The following is a 17,011-nucleotide window of genomic DNA, read 5'->3' on the forward strand; positions in this document are numbered from 1 at the left end:
CGTGAGCTGGGTTTAGAACGTCGTGAGACAGTTCGGTCCCTATCTGCCGTGGGTGTTCGAGACTTGAGAGGAGCTGCCCCTAGTACGAGAGGACCGGGGTGGACGCACCACTGGTGGACCTGTTGTCGTGCCAACGGCAGTGCAGGGTAGCTATGTGCGGACAGGATAACCGCTGAAGGCATCTAAGCGGGAAGCCCCCCTCGAAACCAGGTCTCGCCTGAGAGCCGTGGAAGACCACCACGTCGATAGGCTGGGGATGCACGCGCAGCGATGTGCGCAGTCGACCAGTACTAATCGCTCGATAGGCTTGATCCGCCCCGGAAGACGGCCGACGAAAGTCAGCCCACCCGGACCAGCGCGGTTCATTACAAATACCTGGCATTCTTCGGAAAGATCAAAACCCCGTCTTCGTCGCGCAGCGACGTACCGGCCGAACGGCCGGCGCGCTCCTGCGCGGGTCCGCGCCTCGCGCGGACCTCAAAACGAAAACAGGGGTTGGTTCGCAGGTCCGGCGGTCACAGCGCAAGGGAAACACCCGATCCCTTCCCGAACTCGGCCGTTAAGCCCTGCCGCGCCGATGGTACTGCGACTCAAGTCGTGGGAGAGTAGGTCGCCGCCGGACCCGTCAACCAACCCCTATCTCGTCTCCCTCACGATACCCAAAACCGCGGGGTGGAGCAGCCCGGTAGCTCGTCAGGCTCATAACCTGAAGGTCGCAGGTTCAAATCCTGCCCCCGCAACCAGAATACAAAACATCACCAATCGCTTGAACGCCGCCCCACAGGGCGGCGTTCGCGTGTGGATCTGGCGTGGCCGAACCAGGTCCGATAACGGAGGCTCCGCGTGATGACTGCGCTGACCCCGAAGGCTGGGCCGCGGGCCGGGTCAGAGCGCGGGCGAAGCCGCGCGCAGGGTCGCGTGGCGGCCCAGAGGCAGCATCATCGGCTTGCCGGAGGTCGGGTCGGGGATCACCCGGCTCTCGAGACCGAAGACCTCGAGCACCGTCGCCTCGGTCAGCACCCGATCGGGAGGACCGGAGGCGTGGACGCGGCCGGCGACCATCGCCACCAGCGCGTCGGCGTAGCGGGCGGCGAGATTGAGGTCGTGCAGCACCATCACCACCGTCGTGCCGCGGGCGCGGTTGAGGTCGGTCAGCAGATCCAGAACCTCGAGCTGGTGGGCGACGTCGAGATAGGTGGTCGGCTCGTCGAGCAGCAGCAGCTCGGTCCGCTGCGCCAGCGCCATGGCGATCCAGGCGCGCTGGCGCTGACCCCCGGAGAGCTCGTCGACCGCGCGCTCGGCGAGGTCCGCGGTGGCGGTCGCGGCCAGCGCCTCGGCCACCGCCTCGTCGTCCTCGCGCGTCCAGCGCGACAGGGGGCCGTGGTGGGGGTGGCGGCCGCGACCCACCAGATCGGCGACGGTGATCCCCTCGGGCGCCAGGGGCGTCTGCGGCAGCAGGCCCAGGCGGCGGGCCAGCGCCCGGGTCGGCAGGCGGTGGATGGCGCGGCCGTCGAGCAGGACCTCGCCCCGCGTCGGAGCCAGCAGGCGGGCGAGGCTGCGCAGCAGGGTGGACTTGCCGCAGGCGTTGGCGCCGACGATGGCGGTGATCCGCCCCGGCGCGATCTCCAGCGACAGGTCGTGGAGGATCTCGCGCCCGTCGTAGCCGGCGTGCAGGCCATGGGCTGCGAAGGAGTCGACGGTCATGACAAGGCCCCGCTGCGCCCGGCCCGGACGATGAGATAGAGGAGGTAGGGCGCCCCCAGCGCCCCGGTGACGACCCCCACCGGGTAGCGGCCCGGCAGCAGGAACTGGCCGGCGTAGTCCGCGCCCAGCGTCAGCAGCGCCCCCACCAGCGCGGCGGGCGCCAGCAGCGAGCCGCGCGCGCCGACGACCCGCGCCGCGATCGGGCCCGAGAGGAAGGCCACGAAGGCGATCGGCCCCGCGACCGCGGTCGCGACCGACACCAGCCCGACGGCCGCGAGCGCGACGACCAGGCGCGTGCGCTCGACCCGCACGCCCAGCGCGGCGGCGGCGTCGTCGCCGAGCCGCATCGTCTCCAGCGCCCGGGCCTGGGCCAGCAGCACGGCGCCCAGGGCCAGCAGGGCGGCGAGCAGGGGGCGGGATTGCTCCAGCGTCGCGCCGTTGACGCTGCCGGTCAGCCAGCGCATCGCCTCCTGCAGGGTCCAGGAGGGGGCCTGCGAGAGGCACCAGGCGGTGACGCTCTGCAGCATGGCCGAGACGCCGATGCCCACCAGGATCAGCCTGGCGCCGGCGACGCCGCCCCGCCAGGCCAGCGCCCAGATCGCCAGCGCCACGCCGAGGCCGCCGGCGACGGCGAGCAGCGAGACGGCCGGGCCGCTCCACCCCAGCAGCACGATCGCGAACACCGCCGCGGCGCCCGCGCCCGAGGAGATGCCGATCACGTCGGGGCTCGCCAGCGGGTTGCGCAGCAGGGTCTGGAAGGCGGCCCCGCCGAGGCCGAAGGCCATGCCGGCGAGGATCGAGAGCGCCGCGCGCGGCAGGCGCAGCTCGCCCACCGTGAAGGAGGCGACCGGCACCTCCTCCCCCGCCAGCACCCGCAGCACGTCGAGCGGCGGGGTGAAGGAGCGTCCGAGGCTGAGCGTCAGCGCCGCGGCGGCGAGAAGCAGCGCCAGCAGCATGAGGCCCAGGCGCTGGCGGCGGCGGCCGCGGGCCCGGCGCAGGCCGGCGACATGGGCGGCGAGGCTCACAGCGCGCGCACCTTGCGCCGGCGCACGATCCAGATGAACAGCGGCGCGCCCACGAAGGCGGTGACGAGGCCGACGTCGAGCTCGGCCGGCCGCGCGGCCAGCCGACCGGCGACGTCCGCCAGCAGCAGCAGGATCGCGCCCGCCAGCGCCGAGACCGGCAGCAGCCAGCGATGCTCGACCCCCACCAGCAGGCGGCACAGGTGCGGGGCGGCGAGGCCCACGAAGCCGATCGGCCCGCAGACCGCGGTCGCCGCGCCGCAGAGCAGCACCGCCCCCAGCGCCGCCACGGCGCGGGCGCGGGCGACGCGGACGCCGAGGCCCGCGGCCAGCTCCTCGCCCAGGGCAAGCTGGTCGAGGCTGCGGGCGGAGATCAGCGACAGCGCGAAGCCCGCGAGCAGGAAGGGCAGGGCGGGCAGGATGCCCTCCCAGCTCGCCCCGCCGACGCCGCCCACCTGCCAGGCGCGCACGCCGCCGGCGATGTCGTTGCGCGGCAGCACCACGGCGACCACCAGCGAGCTCGCCGCGATCGAGGTCGCCGCGCCGGCGAGCGCCAGGCGCAGGGGCGTGGCCGCGCCCCGGCCCAGCGAGCCGACGGCGTAGACGAAACAGGCCGCCGCGGCGGCGCCGAGGATGGCGGTCCACAGGTAGGCCTCGACGCTCTCGATCCCGAACCAGGCGACGCCGATCACCACCGCCAGCGCCGCGCCGGCGTTCACGCCCAGGATGCCCGGATCGGCCAGCGGGTTGCGGGTGACGCCCTGCATCACCGCGCCCGAGAGCCCCAGCGCGGCGCCGGCGAGCGCGGCCAGCACGGTGCGCGGAACCCGCACCGCGACCGCGGCCGCGTCGAGCGTGTCGACCCGCCCCGACAGCCCCGCCGCCACGTCCGCCCAGGCCACCGCGCGCGCCCCGAAGGCCAGCGACAGCGCCGCCGCCCCCGCCAGCGCCAGGGCGCCGGCGGCGAGCCACAGGCCGCGCAGGCGCCGGCGCGCATGGGCCGGCGCCGGGATGGGCTCGGGGACGGGTTCGGCCACGGGCCCGGCGGTCATCGCGCGCGCCGGGCGGCCTCGGCCAGGCGGTCGACGTAGGCCTCGAGCACCCAGGGGATCGAGAGCGGCGTGGGGTTCGCGCCCGTGCCCACCGGGTCGTTGCCCAGCAGCACCACCGAGCCCGCCTGCACCGCCTTCATGCGGCCGGTCAGGGGATTGGCACGGATCGAGTCGCGCAGCGCCTCGCCGCCGTAGGCGATCAGGATGTCCACGTCGTCGAAATCGTCGATCCGCTCGGCGCTGATCTCGCCGGCGTAGCGGCCGGCCGCGCCCGCCTCCTCGACCGCGCGGGGCGAGACGAGGCCGAGGTCGGCGAGGAATTTCACCCGCGTGTCGGCGGCGGTGTAGAAGCGGATCACGCTCAGGTCCCGCGCGTCGAGGTGGGTTACGAACATCGCCGACTTGCCCGCCAGCGCCGGATGGCGGGCGAGGGTCGCGGCGATCTCGGCCTCGGTGCGCGCGATCAGCGCCTCGCCCTCGGCCGAGAGGCCCATGCCGGCGGCGTTCAGCCGGATCATCTCCCGCCAGTCGGTCGCCCAGGGCCCGGCGCGCCAGGCGACCACCGGGGCGATGGAGCTCAGCGTGGCGTAGTCGGCCTGCGAAAGGCCCGAGTAGGCGGCCAGGATCACGTCGGGGCGCGTCTCGGCCACCGCCTCGAAGTCGATGCCGTCGCCCTCGTCGAAGAGGACCGGGGGCTCGGCCCCCAGCTCCGCCAGCCGCGCGGCGGTCCAGGGCAGCAGGCCGTCGCCGTCGTCGTCGCCGAAATTCGCCCGCGCCATGCCCACCGGCGCGACGCCCAGCGCCAGGGGAACCTCGTGGTTCGCCCAGGCCACCGTCGCCACCCGCTGCGGCCGCCGGGGGATCGTCGTGGTTCCCAGCCCATGGGCGACGGTGGCGGGGAAGGCGTCCGTCGCGGCGGAGGCGGCGGAAGCGAGAAGCGGGCTCGCCGCCAGTCCGGCGAGGAAGGACCGGCGGGATCGGGACGAGGGCTGCAAGGCGGATCTCCCATCGGGAAACGGACGACGGACGGCAGGCTGGCGACGGCGAGCGCGCCCCGGTTCCACCTTCCGCGCGCGCGGGTCAAGGCGGGCGGGGCGGTTCCGCCGGGATCGGCGCGGGGCCGCGCCGAGATTCACCCTGAATTCTGACAAAAACCGTCGGAAACGCCAATACACCTGCCGCAGCCTCGGCTATGCCTCGCCCCGCACAGCCGCTCCGGGTCGCGGCGGCGTCCGCGCGCCGCGATTCGCCCGCCGCCCCTCCCCCGCCCGCGGCGGGCCGGAGGGCGCCCGCCATCGACGGGACAGCCAGCACGGGCCGGCGAGCGCCGGCCGCCCCTCCGCCGACACGCAAGACCATTCGCCGGGACCGAGAATGACCGCACTGATGAAGGCCAGCCCAGGCCGCCGCTTCGCCCGCCCGGGCGCCCGCCGCCGGATCGCCCGCCTGATGCTGGGCGGCGCCACGCTGGCGCTGGTTCCCGCCGCCGGCTGGGCGCAGGAGACGCCCGCCGCAGATCCCGCGCCGGCCGAGGGCGAGGTCTACCGCCTGTCGCCGGTTCTGGTGGACCGCGGCGCGCGCGGCGACGACGACGCCCGCTCGGTGGTGGCGCGCGAGATCTCGGTCGGCGGCAAGGTGGCGACCTCCATCCAGGACACGCCGGCCTCGATCTCGGTCGTCACCCAGCGCGAGATCGAGCTGCGCGACGCCGACACCATCGAGGAGGTGCTGAGCTACACGCCCGGCATCGTCACCGACTACTACGGCTCCGACGACCGCAACGACTACTTCCAGATCCGCGGCTTCGACGCCTCGACCTATCGCGACGGCCTGACGCTGGGCACCATGCGCGGCGTGCGCGAGGAGCCCTACGCCTTCGAGCGGGTGGAGATCCTGAAGGGCGCCAACTCGACCCTCTTCGGCCCCTCCGAGCCGGGCGGGTCGATCAACTACGTCTCCAAGCTGCCGCGCTTCGAGGAGTTCGGCGAGGTCTACGTGCAGGGCGGCTCGTTCGAGCATCGCGAGCTTGGCTTCGACTTCGGCGACACCATCGACGCCGACCAGACGCTCGCCTTCCGCCTGACCGGCAAGCTGCAGGACGCCGAGCGCGAATACGCCCATTCGCGCGACGACGAGGGCTTCCTGATGGGCGGCCTGACCTGGGAGCCGACCTTCGACACCTCGATCTCGCTGGTGGCCGACTGGCTGGTGCGCGACGCCTCGCCCAACAGCGGCGGCTATCCGCTGGACCGCGACTACAGCCGCGAGCTGTTCTTCGGCGAGCCCGACCTCAACCGCCACGCGGTCGAGCGGGCGACGGTCACGCTGCTGGGCGAGCATGACTTCGGCGGCGGCTTCTCCCTGCGCGGCAACGTGCGCTACAGCGACCTGACGGACGACTTCGGCTACGTCTACCTGTCCGACTACCCGGGCCGCCCCGGCACCGTGGTCGACCGCTTCCAGTTCGGCTCCGACAGCTCGGCGCAGGAGCTGATCGGCAACCTGATCGGCCAGTACGACCGCGACTTCGGCGCCATCGACAGCTCCACCCTGCTGGGGGCGGAGTTCCGCGACGCCTCGACCTCGACCAGCTCCTTCTACGGGGCCGTGGCGGGGATCGACGTGGCGAACCCGGTCTACACCGGCGCCCCCCCGGCCGTGGCGCCCTACCTGGTGCAGGACCAGGACTACTCGACCCAGGCGCTGTTCGTGCAGCAGAACCTGTCGTTCTACGACACGATCATCGTCACCGGCGGCGTGCGCCACGACTGGCTGGACCTGCGCCAGACCGACCGCGTGGGCGGCGCGCCCGTCACGGCCTCGGACGACTTCGCCGAGTTCTCGTTCCGCGGGGCCGTCACCTGGAAGGTCACCGACGAGGTCTCGACCTACGTCAGCTACGTCGAGTCGGTCTCGCCTCCCGGCATCGGGGTCGAGCCGGAGCGGGGCGAGCAGTACGAGATCGGCGTGAAATACGCCCCCGACGCCTTCCCGGCGCTGTTCTCGGCCTCGGTCTTCGACCTGACCAAGAACAACGTCACCATCGCGGTGGTGCAGCCCGACGGCGCCATCGTCCGCCAGCTGATCGGCGAGAGCCGCGCCCGCGGCTTCGAGCTGGAGGGCAAGGCCGAGATCACCGAGACCTTCTCGATCTTCGGCGGCTACACCTTCCTCGACACCGAGGTGGTCAAGGGCGTGGTGCGCGGGGTCGACGTCTCGGGCAAGCGGCTCGCCTCGACGCCCGAGCACATGGCGAGCCTGTGGGCCACCTACGTGGTCCCGGGCGAGGGGGCGCGGGGCGACCTGACCTTCGGGTTCGGGGCGCGCTACGTGGGCGCCTACTACTTCAACGCCTCCAACGACAACGGGCGCAGCGACGACGCGGTGCTGTTCGACGCCTCCATCGGCTACAAGGTCACCGAGAACGCCGAGCTGCAGGTCAACGTCACCAACCTGATGGACGAGCAGAACGTGGTCGGGCGGGGCACCGCCGACTACTACAACCCCGGCCGGACGGTGATGGCGAAGCTGCGCTACGTGTGGTGACCGGGACGGGGGGCGCCGCCGGCCGGTCCGGCGGCGCCCCTCCCGCGAAGGGCCTCAGGCGGCGCGGGCCCGGCGCCAGGCGGCGGGGGTCTCGCCCTCGACCTGGCGGAACACCCGGGTCAGGTGCGCCTGGTCGGAAAAGCCGAGCCGGTCGGCGACCTCGGAGATGCTCAGCGCCCCGTCGGCGAGCAGCGCCTTGGCGAGCTCGATCCGCCGGCGCGACTGCCACTGCAGGGGCGTGAGCCCGGTGGTGTTGCGGAACACGTGAGAGAACCAGCTCTCCGACAGGCCGACGGTCGCGGCCATCTCGGCCACCGTCAGGCGACGGCCGCCGCCGGCCTCGAAGCGCTCGACGATGCGGCGCATCTGCCAGCGGGTCAGCCGGCCCTCGGCCCGCGCCGGCGCCGGGCCGCCGGCGGGGCCGCCCAGGTCGAGCACCGCGGTGGCGAGGCTGATCGCGAGGCTCTCGGCGTAGAGGTCGTGGCGGCGCGGCTCGGTCACCTCCTCGACCAGCAGGCGGGCCAGGCCCTCGATGTCGCCGGTGTCGCGCACCTCCGCCGGGCGGGCCAGCGCCTCGCGCGCGGCGGCGCGGCCCAGCGCGCGCCCGAGCGTGTCGGAGAGCTTGGCCGCGTCGAGATGGACGTCGAGATGCGAGAAGACCAGCGGCGCGGTGAAGGCGGTCCACATCGGCGTGCCCGCGGGCACGTAGAAGGCCCGCGCCATCGGCCGCCCGCGTCGGGCCAGGGCCCGCTCGCTCTCGCCGACCTGAACGGAGGAGACGTCGTCGAAGAACACCGAGATCCGCGGGTTGGCCGAGAGGTAATAGCCGCGCCCGCCGCACTCGCCCTCCGCCTGCCAGAAGGCGCCGAGCAGCCCGTCGAGCCCGCGCCAGCGCAGCGGCGCGGTGGCGCGGATGCCTTCGGTCCTGCCGGTGAACTGGTGTCGGTAGCCCATCTGCCTTCGGCGCGCGTCCATCCTGGGGGAGGGGAGCCGCTGGCTGGGCGCGGGCGCGTGTCCGGTCGTCGCCCGGAGACGTCTGCCCACGCGGAACTTGCGAGCCTCGCCGAACGCCTAGGGCCTTTGCGGGCGGCTTGCAAGTCCGCCCCCGGCCGCGCCCCGCCGGCTTTCCCCGCCGTTTCGTCCGGCCGCCCCGCGCCGTCGGCCGCGTCCGGTCGCCAGACATGCCGCAGGGCGAGGTCGCCCGGACGCCGGCCGCGCGCAGGCGTCGGCGCGTCCCGCGGCCTGCGCGCGGCCGGCGCAAAGGCCGAAGGGGGCGGCCCCCGCGAAGGGGCCGCCCGCGCCGCCGCCCCCTGCGCGGGGGCCGGGCGGCTCACTTCTCGACGCGGAAGTCCTGGTGGCAGGCCTTGCAGGTCTGGGCGAGGTGCATGAAGGCGCCGTCGGGCGGCATCGCGGCGAGCTGCTCGGGCGAGGGGCCGCCGTCCGCCATCATCGCGCCCATGCCGCCGCCGCCCATCATGCCGGCCTGCTTCATCGCCTCGGGGCCGCGGGGGTTGTCGGCCGCCTCCGCCAGCGCCCTGGCGGTCTCGGCGAGCCGGCCGGCGAGGGCGGCGAAGCGGTCGGGCTCGCTCCAGATCGCCGGCGCGGCCTCGGACGGGGCGTGGCCGGTGCCTTCGGGGAACATCGCCACCAGCGACTCGCCGCCGGCGGCGACGATCACGCCGGCCTGGTCGCGCACCGCGGCGGCGTCGTAGGGCGCTTCGCCCTTCAGCATCTGGGCGATCGCCTTGGTCGCGCCGGCGATGTCCTTCATCGCCTCCATGCGCTCCATCACCACGCCCTCGGCGCCGCCATGCGCCAGCGCGCCCGCGCCGGCGAGCGTCGCGCCGCCCAGGGCGAGCGCGAGACATCCACGTTTCATCATCGTCAGGTCTCTCCAGGTTCTCAGCAGGGTGGCCGCGCCGTCGCGGCCGCTCAGCCCCGCCCGGAGATCGGAGGCGGCACGCCCGGGGCCGGCGCAGCCAGCGCCCGCAGGCGTCCCGGCGCCGAGGGCGGCGCCGCCGGCGCCGGAGCGCCGACGCCCGCGAGCCCCGCCCGGTCCGGCGTCAGCGCCGCGCAGATCGCGCCCGCCGCCGCGTGGCAGCAGGGACGCTCGGCCTCGCCCCCGGCGTCGGCCCGCGCGACGGCGGGCGGCGGCGCCGCGCGCTCGACCGCCGGCGCGCCGCCATGGGCCCGCGCCTCGCCGGTCGAGACCAGCAGGGCCAGCGCCGTCAGCGCCGCCGCCAGCGCCATCAGCCCCACGGGGCGCAGCATCGTCCGGATCCGTCGCATCCGCCTCGGGTCGTCCTCGGTTCCCGTCGTCGCGGCGCAGCCTAACCGCTGATCCGCCGCCTGTCCCGCCACGAAATCGCGGGGTCCGAAACCCCCTTGACCTTCCAGCGACTGGAAGCCCCATCTCTACGTGCAGGATCGACTCTCATGCGCGGAGCCCCCAGATGACCGCCCCTCACCGCCCGCATGCGGCGCACCCTGCCGGCCACGGCCACGAGCACGCCCACGGCCATGGCCATGGGCATTCCCATGGCGATGCTCACGACCCCGCCGGGTCGGGCGTGCTGCGCGACCCGGTCTGCGGGATGACCGTGGACCCCGCGGCCGGCAAGCCGACGGCCGAGCACGACGGCCGCGTCTTCCACTTCTGCTCCGAGCGCTGCCGCGGCAAGTTCGTCGCCGCGCCCGGCGACTACCTGACCGCCAGGGACCCGGTCTGCGGCATGGATGTGGACCGCTCCACCGCCGCCCACATGACGAAGCATGAGGGCCAGCGGCGTTACTTCTGCTCCGCCGGCTGCCAGGCGAAGTTCGAGGCCGAGCCGGACCGATACCTCGGCGACCGCCCGCCGCCCGAGCCGGCGCCCGCGGGGACCCTCTACACCTGCCCGATGCACCCCGAGATCGTGCAGGACCATCCCGGCGACTGCCCCAAGTGCGGCATGGCGCTGGAGCCGATGACCCCCTCGGCCGAGGCGGGCCCCAACCCCGAATACGTCGACTTCCGCCGGCGCCTCGCGATCGCCGCGCCCCTGGCGGGCGCGATCTTCATGCTCGAGATGGGGTCGCATCTGGGCCTGCCCTTCGCCGACTGGATCGGCCATCGCGCCTTCGGCTGGGTGCAGTTCGCCCTGGCCACGCCCGTGGTCTGGATCTGCCGGCCGTTCTTCAAGCGGGGCTGGGCCTCGGTCGTCAACCGCAGCCCCAACATGTGGACCCTGATCGCGCTGGGCACCGCGGCGGCCTACCTGTTCTCCCTCGTCTCGCTGCTCGCGCCCGGCGTGTTCCCCGCGGCGATGCGCGACCCGATGGGCATGACCCCGGTCTATTTCGAGGCCGCCGCCGTGATCCTGGCGCTGGTCCTCGTCGGCCAGGTGATGGAACTGGCCGCGCGCGAGCGGACCGGCGACGCCATCCGCGCCCTGATGGACCTCGCCCCCAAGACCGCCCGCCGGGTGCAGGGCGAGCGCGAGGAGGACGTGCCCCTCGACGCCCTGCGCTCCGGCGACGTGCTGCGGGTGCGCCCGGGCGAGAGCGTGCCGGTGGACGGCGAGGTGATCGAGGGCCGCTCCTCGGTCGACGAGAGCATGATCACCGGAGAGCCGGTCCCGGTCGAGAAGACCGTCGGCGAGCCGGTCACCGGCGGCACGCTCAACAAGAGCGGCACGTTCCTGATGCAGGCCGGGGCGGTGGGCGCCGACATGACGCTCAACCGGATCGTGGAGATGGTGGCGAAGGCCCAGCGCTCGCGCGCGCCGATCCAGGCGGCGGCGGACCGGGTGGCGGGCTATTTCGTGCCCGCGGTGGTGGCGGTCGCGGCGCTCGCCTTCGCGCTGTGGGCGGCGCTGGGGCCGTCGCCGGCCCTGTCCTACGCCTTCGTCGCCGCGGTCTCGGTCTTGATCATCGCCTGTCCCTGCGCGCTGGGCCTCGCCACGCCGATGTCGATCATGGTCGCCACCGGCCGCGGCGCGCAGGCGGGCGTCCTGATCCGCGACGCCGAGGCGCTGGAGCGGCTGGCCGGGGTCGACGTGCTGATCGTGGACAAGACCGGCACCCTGACCGAAGGCCGGCCCGCCCTGACCGAAGCCGAGCCCGTCGAGGGCGTGGGCGAGGCCGAGCTCCTCTCCCTCGCCGCCGCGCTCGAGCGGGGGTCGGAGCATCCGCTCGCCGAGGCGATCGTGACGGGCGCCGAGGACCGCGGGGCCGGGCGGCTCGAGGCCTCCGACTTCGAGGCCGTCGCCGGCAAGGGCGTGACCGGGACGGTCGCGGGCCGCGCCGTCGCGCTGGGCAACGCCGCGCTGATGGCGGATCTGGGCGTCGACCCCGGCCCGCTGTCGGCGCGCGCCCGCGCGCTGCAGGAGCAGGGCCGCACGGCGATGTTCGTGGCCGCCGACGGCCGGCCCGCGGGCCTGATCGCCGTCGCCGACCGGATCAAGCAGACGACGCCCGCCGCGATCCGCGCGCTGCACGCCTCGGGCCTGCGCATCGTCATGGCCACCGGCGACGCCGAGGCCACCGCCCGCGCCGTCGCGAAGGAGCTGAACATCGACGAGGTCCATGCCGAGGTCTCTCCCGAGGACAAGCACGCTCTGGTCGAGCGCCTGCACGGCGAGGGCCTGTCCGTCGCCATGGCCGGCGACGGCGTCAACGACGCCCCCGCGCTGGCCGCGGCGGACGTTGGAATCGCGATGGGCACGGGCGCCGACGTGGCGGTCGAGAGCGCCGGCGTGACCCTGGTCAAGGGCGACCTGAACGGCGTGGTCCGCGCCCGCAGGCTGGCCGAGACGACGATGCGCAACATCCGCCAGAACCTGTTCTTCGCCTTCGCCTACAACGCCGCCGGCGTGCCGCTGGCCGCGGGGGTGCTCTACCCGGTGTTCGGTCTGCTGCTGTCGCCGGTGGTGGCGGCGGCGGCGATGAGCCTGTCCTCGGTCTCGGTGATCGGCAACGCGCTGCGGCTGCGGGTCGCGAAGCTCTGAGGCGGGCGGCCCGTCCTCAGGTCCAGAAGAGCACGGTCGCGGCCCAGGCCGCGGCCGCCGCGCTCAGCAGCACCGGCCAGCCGGCGCGGGGAAAGTCGGAGAAGCGATAGCCGCCCAGCCCGTGGGCGAGCGTGTTGTTGTGGTGGCCGAAGGGCGTGAGAAAGTCGAGCGAGGCCCCCGCCGCCAGCGCGATCAGGAACGGCTGGGGCGGGGCGCCGGAGACCTCGGCGAGCTCGACCGCGATCGGCGCGAGCGCCACCACCAGCGCCGCGTTGTTGACCAGCGGCGTCAGCGCCGCCGCCAGCAGCAGGATCGCGCCGATGGCGAGCGGCGGCGAGGCGACGGCGGGCAGCGAGGCGACCGCCCCCGCGAGGCTCGCCGCCGCGCCGGTGGTCGCCGCCGCCTCGCCCAGCGGGATCATCGCCGCCAGCATCACGATCACCCCCCAGTCGAGCGAGGCGAGCCCGGCGCGCAGCCGCAGCGCGCCCCCCAGCAGCAGGGCGAGCAGAACCGCGCCGAAGGCCGCCGCGGGATCGGCCAGGCCGAAGCCCGCCGCCGCCACCCCCAGCCCGAAGGCCGCCAGCGGCCACAGCGGCGGCGCGGGCCCCGTCTCCTCCGGGCCCGGCGCCAGCAGCAGCGCGTCGCGCTCGCCCAGCGCCCGGCGCAGGGCCTCGGGCGGGCCCTCGAGGTGCAGGACGTCGCCCACCCCCAGCCGCAGGTCGGCGAGCCGCCCCTCGATCAGCCGCGGGCGCGGGCCGAGGCCCACCGCCACCAGCCGCGCGCCCGCGTCTTCCAGGAAGGCCAGCGCGCCGGCGGGGGAGCCGACCAGCGGCGAGGCGGGCGAGATCACCGCCTGCATCGGCTCGGCCCCGCGGGCGGGCGCGGCGGCGGCGAGCGCCAGCGCCCCCTCGGCCCGCAGGGCGTCGAGCGTGCGCGGATCGGCCTCGGCCAGCAGCCGGTCGCCGGCCGCGAGCGGGGTGCGCGGCCACAGCGGCGAGACCGCGCGGCCGGCGCGCTCGATCCCGCGCACCGCAAGGCCGCGGGGCAGGTCGGCGAGCGCCCGGCCGACGAGGGGCGAGCCCTCGGGCAGGGTCAGCTCCGCCACCACCGGGCTGGGGTCGAGGGCCTGCGCCTCCTCCGGATCGGGGTCGAGGACCCGCGGCGCCCAGAGGAGCAGCGCCGCCAGCCCCGCCAGCGCCGCCGGCACGCCGGCCAGCGCGAAGTCGAAGAAGCCGAAGCCGCGGCCCACGGCGTCGGAGAGCGCCTCGCTCGCCAGCAGGTTGGGGGGCGTGCCGATCAGGGTGCACAGCCCGCCCAGCAGCGTGGCGTAGGAGACCGGGAGCAGGATCGCCCGCGGCGCCAGCCCCGTGCGCCGGGCGGCGGCCTGCACCACCGGCAGCATCAGGGCGAAGGCGCCGACGTTGTTCATCACGCTCGAGAGCGCGGCCGCCAGCGCCAGCAGCGCCGCGCGCGCCCGCCCCGGTCCGCGCAGGCGCGCCAGCAGCCGCTCGGTCGCCGCCTCGAGCAGGCGGGCGCGCGACAGCAGGCGCACGATCAGCAGGATCTCGACCACGGTGATCACCGCGGGATTGGCGAAGCCGGAGAAGATCCGGTCGGCCGGCACCAGCCCCAGCGCGGCCCCGAGGGCGAGGCCGGAGAGGGCCACCACCTCCAGCCGGAAGCGGCCGGAGGCGAAGGCGGCCAGCAGGCCGGCGAGCAGGGCGAGAATCGCGATCTGGTCCGCGGTCATGGTCACGCCGTCGACGAGGGGGCGGGCGGCCAGCCAAGCACGCGGCCGGGGACGAGAGAAGGGCCCGCGCACGGGGCGCCGCAAGGGCGTCCGCGCCGACCCGCCCGCCCAGGGGGCTCCGGCGCCTCTCCGGCGCCGGGCGGCGGCGCGCCGCCCTCCTGCGGCCCTTCCCTCCGGGCCGCGCCGTCCCTCCCGCGCGCCGCGCCGCGTCGGCGGCCGGACGGCGCCCAGGACCGCGAAGGGGGCGCCGCCTCGGCGCCGTCGCCGCGGCGCGCGGAACCGGAGCGTCGGCCGCGGAGCCCCGCGGCCCGCCCGCCGACAGCGAGGCGACGCCGCCGGGGAGCGTGGGCGGGGGCGTTCGGGCGGGCGCGCGGAGACCGTCCGGTCCCGGGCGGGGACCGGCGCGGCCGCGGCCGATGCGTGCGCGGCGCGCGGCGTCCGGGCGGGGGCAGGCTCAGCCCGCCCTGCGCCGCGGCATCGCCAGCAGGTCGCCCAGGGTCTCGGCGGCCAGCGCGGCCTGGCGGACGATCTCGGGGACCGCGGTGATCTCGAACAGGCTGCCCTGGCCGAGGGGGCCCAGCGCGAAGAGGCCGCTGACCTCGCCCCCCCGCGGGCTCCACAGCCGCCCGTCCGCCGCCACCCGCAGCCCCAGCCCCGAGGGATCGGGCGCCGCCAGCCCCTGGGCGATCAGCGCCGCGGGCAGGGGCGCCGAGAGGTCGGGGCGGTGGCCCGAGCAGTCGATCGCGACGTCGACCGCCAGCGTCTCGGGCGCCCGCGCGCCGCGCCAGGCGACCCGCAGGCGGCAGGGGGCGTCGCCGGCGGCTCCAGCACCCGGCCGGCGCGCAGGCGGGTGCGGGGGCGGGCGAGCTCGGCGGCCAGCCGCGCGTGCTGGACGGGGGGCAGGCGGTGGCGGTGGGCGTCCCAGAACGGGCGCAGGTGGCGCAGGAAGCGGGCGCGGTCGGCCGCGCTCAGCGCCTGCCAGATCGCCTGGGCGTGGGGGCGCAGGCGGTTGACCTCGCCCTGCCAGGGGCGGCCCTCGGCCTCGGCCCGGGCGCAGGCGGCGCGCAGGTCGCGGACGAGCTCCGCCAGCCGCACGCCGGCCGGGGTCTGAAGGGCGGGGGGGCGCGCCGCCATCTCGGCATGGGGGCGGGGGACGAGGGCGCGGCGCGAAATCACCGTGATCTCCGCCTCGCAGCCCTCGGCCCGCAGGCGCAGCAGCACGTCGGCCATGGTCAGCCCGCTTCCCACCAGCGCCACGCGGCGGGCGCGGGCGAGCTCCTGCGCCGGGATCGGCGCGTGCGGGCAGCGGCCGAAGCGCGGGCGCGGATCGTCGTAGCCGGTGGCGAGGATCGCCGCGTCGGCATGCAGCGCAGGCCCCAGGTCGAGCGCGACGGCGAAGCCTCCGCCCGGGGCGGGAGAGATGTCGCGCGCCTCCCGCTCCACCGTCTCCAGCGAGACCTCGGGCCGGGCGGCGGCGGCCTCGTCCAGCCGCCGGCGCACGTAGTTGGCGAAGAGCGCGCGGGGCGCGAAGCTGTCGGCGATGGCGGCCTGCGCCTCCGCGTCGCCCCCGTCGCCGGTCAGCCGGGCCATCCAGTCGGCGAAGTCGCCCGGCCGCCCGGCGAGGATCGAGAGATCCCGGGCGCGCACGTTCAGAAGCTCCCCCGCCCGCGCCCGCCCGTAGGCGAGCCCGCCCCCGCGGGAGCGGTCGCGATCCACGATCGTGATCGCCAGCGGGCCGCGGGCCGCCTCGGCCAGGGCGACGGCGGCGGCGGCGCCGGTGAAGCCGCAGCCCAGGATCGCCACGCGCGGCGGCGCGTGGCGCGCCACCAGGCTGCGCACCCGGGCGAGATGGTCGCGACGGTCAGCCATGGGCGAGCTGCCGGGCCGGCGCGCGATCCGCCGGCCGGCCCTCTCCGGCCAGCGGGTAGAGGCGGAAGGCGGTGGGGCGGAAGGCGAGCAGGGTTCCCGGCGCGCAGCTCTGCGCGAGCGGCAGGTCCACCTCGACCCGCCGGTGCGCAGCGCCCAGCTCCAGCTCCACCCGGCGCACGCCGGCGATGCGGCGGCCGCCCGTGACCATGCCGGCGAGACCGCCCGCCCCGTCGCCGACCAGCGCCTGGTGGGGGCGGAAGAACAGCTCGGCCGGCCCCTCCCAGTCGGCGCGCAGGCCGGTGGGGCGGTCGTCGAGGAACACCTCGCCGCCCTCGACCCTGACCGGCAGGCGGGAGCTCTCGCCGATGAAGCCGTGCACGAAGGCGGTGGCGGGGCGGTCGTAGACCTCGTCCGGCGTCGCGGCCTGCTCGATCCGGCCCTGGCTCATCACCACCACGCGGTCGGCGAGCTCCAGCGCCTCCTCCTGGTCGTGGGTCACGAAGACGGTGGTGTGGCCGGTGCGGTCGTGCAGCTCCCGCAGCCAGCGGCGCAGGTCGCGGCGCACCTGGGCGTCGAGCGCGCCGAAGGGCTCGTCGAGCAGCAGCACGCGGGGCTCGATCGCCAGCGCCCGGGCCAGCGCCACCCGCTGCCGCTGGCCGCCCGACAGCTGTGGCGGGTAGCGTTTCTCGAGGCCGCCGAGCTGAACCAGTTCCAGCAGCTCGCGGGCGCGCCGGTCGATCTCGGCGCGCGCCGGGCGCAGGGCCCGCGGGCGGGCGGAGAGGCCGAAGCCCACGTTCTCGAGCACCGTCATGTGGCGGAAGAGGGCGTAGTGCTGGAACACGAACCCCACCCGGCGCGCCTGCACCGAAAGGCGCGAGGCGTCCTCCTCCCCGAACAGGATCCGGCCGCGGCCCGGCGTCTCCAGCCCCGCGATCAGGCGCAGGAGCGTGGTCTTGCCGGAGCCGGACGGCCCCACCAGCGCCGCGAGCTCCCCCGAGGCGATGGCCAGGTCGATCTCGTGCAGCGCCGGATGGCGGTCGAAATCCTTGGCGACGGCTTCGATGCGGACTTCCATGGGAC

General features: G+C 75.6%; 13 protein-coding genes, 1 tRNA gene and 2 rRNA genes. 5 read left to right on the forward strand and 11 right to left on the reverse strand.

The genetic code is table 11. The annotated features are described in order from the left end of the window. From BM064_RS23190 to BM064_RS23200, 3 genes are all read left to right on the forward strand, one after another. Positions 1 to 315 (forward strand): 23S ribosomal RNA (locus BM064_RS23190); the annotation flags it as partial. 192 nt (positions 316 to 507) lie between these two features. Next, positions 508 to 622 (forward strand): 5S ribosomal RNA (gene rrf, locus BM064_RS23195). Between the two features lie 44 nt (positions 623 to 666). Beyond that, positions 667 to 743 (forward strand) — tRNA-Met (locus BM064_RS23200). Positions 744 to 885: 142 nt separating this feature from the next. Here the strand turns inward: BM064_RS23200 and BM064_RS23205 are convergent. The 4 genes from BM064_RS23205 to BM064_RS23220 are packed head-to-tail and all read right to left on the reverse strand — an operon-like array spanning position 886 to position 4,773. Continuing rightward, positions 886 to 1,704 carry an ABC transporter ATP-binding protein gene (locus tag BM064_RS23205; RefSeq protein ID WP_092864742.1) on the reverse strand — a complete coding sequence of 273 codons (819 nt, stop codon included), beginning with the start codon at positions 1,702 to 1,704 and terminating at the stop codon, positions 886 to 888. Continuing rightward, complete coding sequence (locus BM064_RS23210; RefSeq protein WP_245779262.1) at positions 1,701 to 2,729, reverse strand: FecCD family ABC transporter permease; 1,029 nt, start codon at positions 2,727 to 2,729, stop codon at positions 1,701 to 1,703. Before BM064_RS23210 ends, BM064_RS23205 begins: the two co-directional genes overlap by 4 nt. After that, positions 2,726 to 3,778, reverse strand: a complete 1,053-nt coding sequence (locus BM064_RS23215; RefSeq protein ID WP_092864745.1) for a FecCD family ABC transporter permease — start codon at positions 3,776 to 3,778, stop codon at positions 2,726 to 2,728. Before BM064_RS23215 ends, BM064_RS23210 begins: the two co-directional genes overlap by 4 nt. After that, a complete protein-coding gene (locus tag BM064_RS23220) occupies positions 3,775 to 4,773 on the reverse strand; it encodes an iron-siderophore ABC transporter substrate-binding protein (protein ID WP_425426192.1) in 999 nt (332 codons plus the stop codon). Before BM064_RS23220 ends, BM064_RS23215 begins: the two co-directional genes overlap by 4 nt. Before the next feature lie 454 nt (positions 4,774 to 5,227). Here BM064_RS23220 and BM064_RS23225 point away from each other — a divergent pair, with 454 nt between their 5' ends. Further along, entirely contained in the window at positions 5,228 to 7,324 is a 2,097-nt protein-coding gene (locus BM064_RS23225) for a TonB-dependent siderophore receptor (RefSeq protein ID WP_092865012.1), read from the forward strand. A gap of 54 nt (positions 7,325 to 7,378) precedes the next feature. Here BM064_RS23225 and BM064_RS23230 read toward each other — a convergent pair whose 3' ends face one another. From BM064_RS23230 to BM064_RS23240, 3 genes are all read right to left on the reverse strand, one after another. After that, entirely contained in the window at positions 7,379 to 8,278 is a 900-nt protein-coding gene (locus BM064_RS23230; protein WP_092864748.1) for a helix-turn-helix transcriptional regulator, read from the reverse strand. Between the two features lie 376 nt (positions 8,279 to 8,654). Then, positions 8,655 to 9,206: a c-type cytochrome gene (locus tag BM064_RS23235; RefSeq protein ID WP_245779263.1), complete on the reverse strand. Its 552-nt coding sequence runs from the start codon at positions 9,204 to 9,206 to the stop codon at positions 8,655 to 8,657. Positions 9,207 to 9,256: 50 nt separating this feature from the next. After that, positions 9,257 to 9,595, reverse strand: a complete 339-nt coding sequence (locus tag BM064_RS23240; protein ID WP_092864751.1) for a hypothetical protein — start codon at positions 9,593 to 9,595, stop codon at positions 9,257 to 9,259. 182 nt (positions 9,596 to 9,777) lie between these two features. Between BM064_RS23240 and BM064_RS23245 the strand changes: the two genes are divergently transcribed. Then, complete coding sequence (locus tag BM064_RS23245) at positions 9,778 to 12,312, forward strand: heavy metal translocating P-type ATPase (protein ID WP_092864754.1); 2,535 nt, start codon at positions 9,778 to 9,780, stop codon at positions 12,310 to 12,312. A 16-nt stretch (positions 12,313 to 12,328) separates the two neighbouring features. Here BM064_RS23245 and BM064_RS23250 read toward each other — a convergent pair whose 3' ends face one another. From BM064_RS23250 to BM064_RS23265, 4 genes are all read right to left on the reverse strand, one after another. Then, positions 12,329 to 14,062 (reverse strand): SLC13 family permease, encoded by a 1,734-nt coding sequence (locus BM064_RS23250; RefSeq protein WP_092864757.1) that lies wholly within the window; start codon positions 14,060 to 14,062, stop codon positions 12,329 to 12,331. A gap of 454 nt (positions 14,063 to 14,516) precedes the next feature. Continuing rightward, positions 14,517 to 14,702: a hypothetical protein gene (locus BM064_RS23255; protein ID WP_092864760.1), complete on the reverse strand. Its 186-nt coding sequence runs from the start codon at positions 14,700 to 14,702 to the stop codon at positions 14,517 to 14,519. Between the two features lie 47 nt (positions 14,703 to 14,749). After that, positions 14,750 to 15,931, reverse strand: coding sequence for an FAD/NAD(P)-binding protein (locus tag BM064_RS23260; RefSeq protein ID WP_092864763.1), 1,182 nt, complete (start codon positions 15,929 to 15,931; stop codon positions 14,750 to 14,752). Further along, positions 15,924 to 17,006: a sulfate/molybdate ABC transporter ATP-binding protein gene (locus tag BM064_RS23265; RefSeq protein ID WP_092864766.1), complete on the reverse strand. Its 1,083-nt coding sequence runs from the start codon at positions 17,004 to 17,006 to the stop codon at positions 15,924 to 15,926. Before BM064_RS23265 ends, BM064_RS23260 begins: the two co-directional genes overlap by 8 nt. Positions 17,007 to 17,011 lie beyond the last annotated feature (5 nt).

The organism is Albimonas pacifica (assembly GCF_900113695.1).
Lineage (GTDB): Bacteria > Pseudomonadota > Alphaproteobacteria > Rhodobacterales > Rhodobacteraceae > Albimonas > Albimonas pacifica.

Excerpts from the sequence above, each read along its gene's own strand:
- BM064_RS23205 (WP_092864742.1), bottom strand. The coding sequence starts at position 1,704 with ATGACCGTCGACTCCTTCGCAGCCCATGGCCTGCACGCCGGCTACGAC.
- BM064_RS23215 (WP_092864745.1), bottom strand. The coding sequence starts at position 3,778 with ATGACCGCCGGGCCCGTGGCCGAACCCGTCCCCGAGCCCATCCCGGCG.
- BM064_RS23225 (WP_092865012.1), top strand. The coding sequence starts at position 5,228 with ATGCTGGGCGGCGCCACGCTGGCGCTGGTTCCCGCCGCCGGCTGGGCG.
- BM064_RS23230 (WP_092864748.1), bottom strand. The coding sequence starts at position 8,278 with ATGGGCTACCGACACCAGTTCACCGGCAGGACCGAAGGCATCCGCGCC.
- BM064_RS23235 (WP_245779263.1), bottom strand. The coding sequence starts at position 9,206 with ATGATGAAACGTGGATGTCTCGCGCTCGCCCTGGGCGGCGCGACGCTC.
- BM064_RS23240 (WP_092864751.1), bottom strand. The coding sequence starts at position 9,595 with ATGCTGCGCCCCGTGGGGCTGATGGCGCTGGCGGCGGCGCTGACGGCG.
- BM064_RS23245 (WP_092864754.1), top strand. The coding sequence starts at position 9,778 with ATGACCGCCCCTCACCGCCCGCATGCGGCGCACCCTGCCGGCCACGGC.
- BM064_RS23250 (WP_092864757.1), bottom strand. The coding sequence starts at position 14,062 with ATGACCGCGGACCAGATCGCGATTCTCGCCCTGCTCGCCGGCCTGCTG.
- BM064_RS23260 (WP_092864763.1), bottom strand. The coding sequence starts at position 15,931 with ATGGCTGACCGTCGCGACCATCTCGCCCGGGTGCGCAGCCTGGTGGCG.
- BM064_RS23265 (WP_092864766.1), bottom strand. The coding sequence starts at position 17,006 with ATGGAAGTCCGCATCGAAGCCGTCGCCAAGGATTTCGACCGCCATCCG.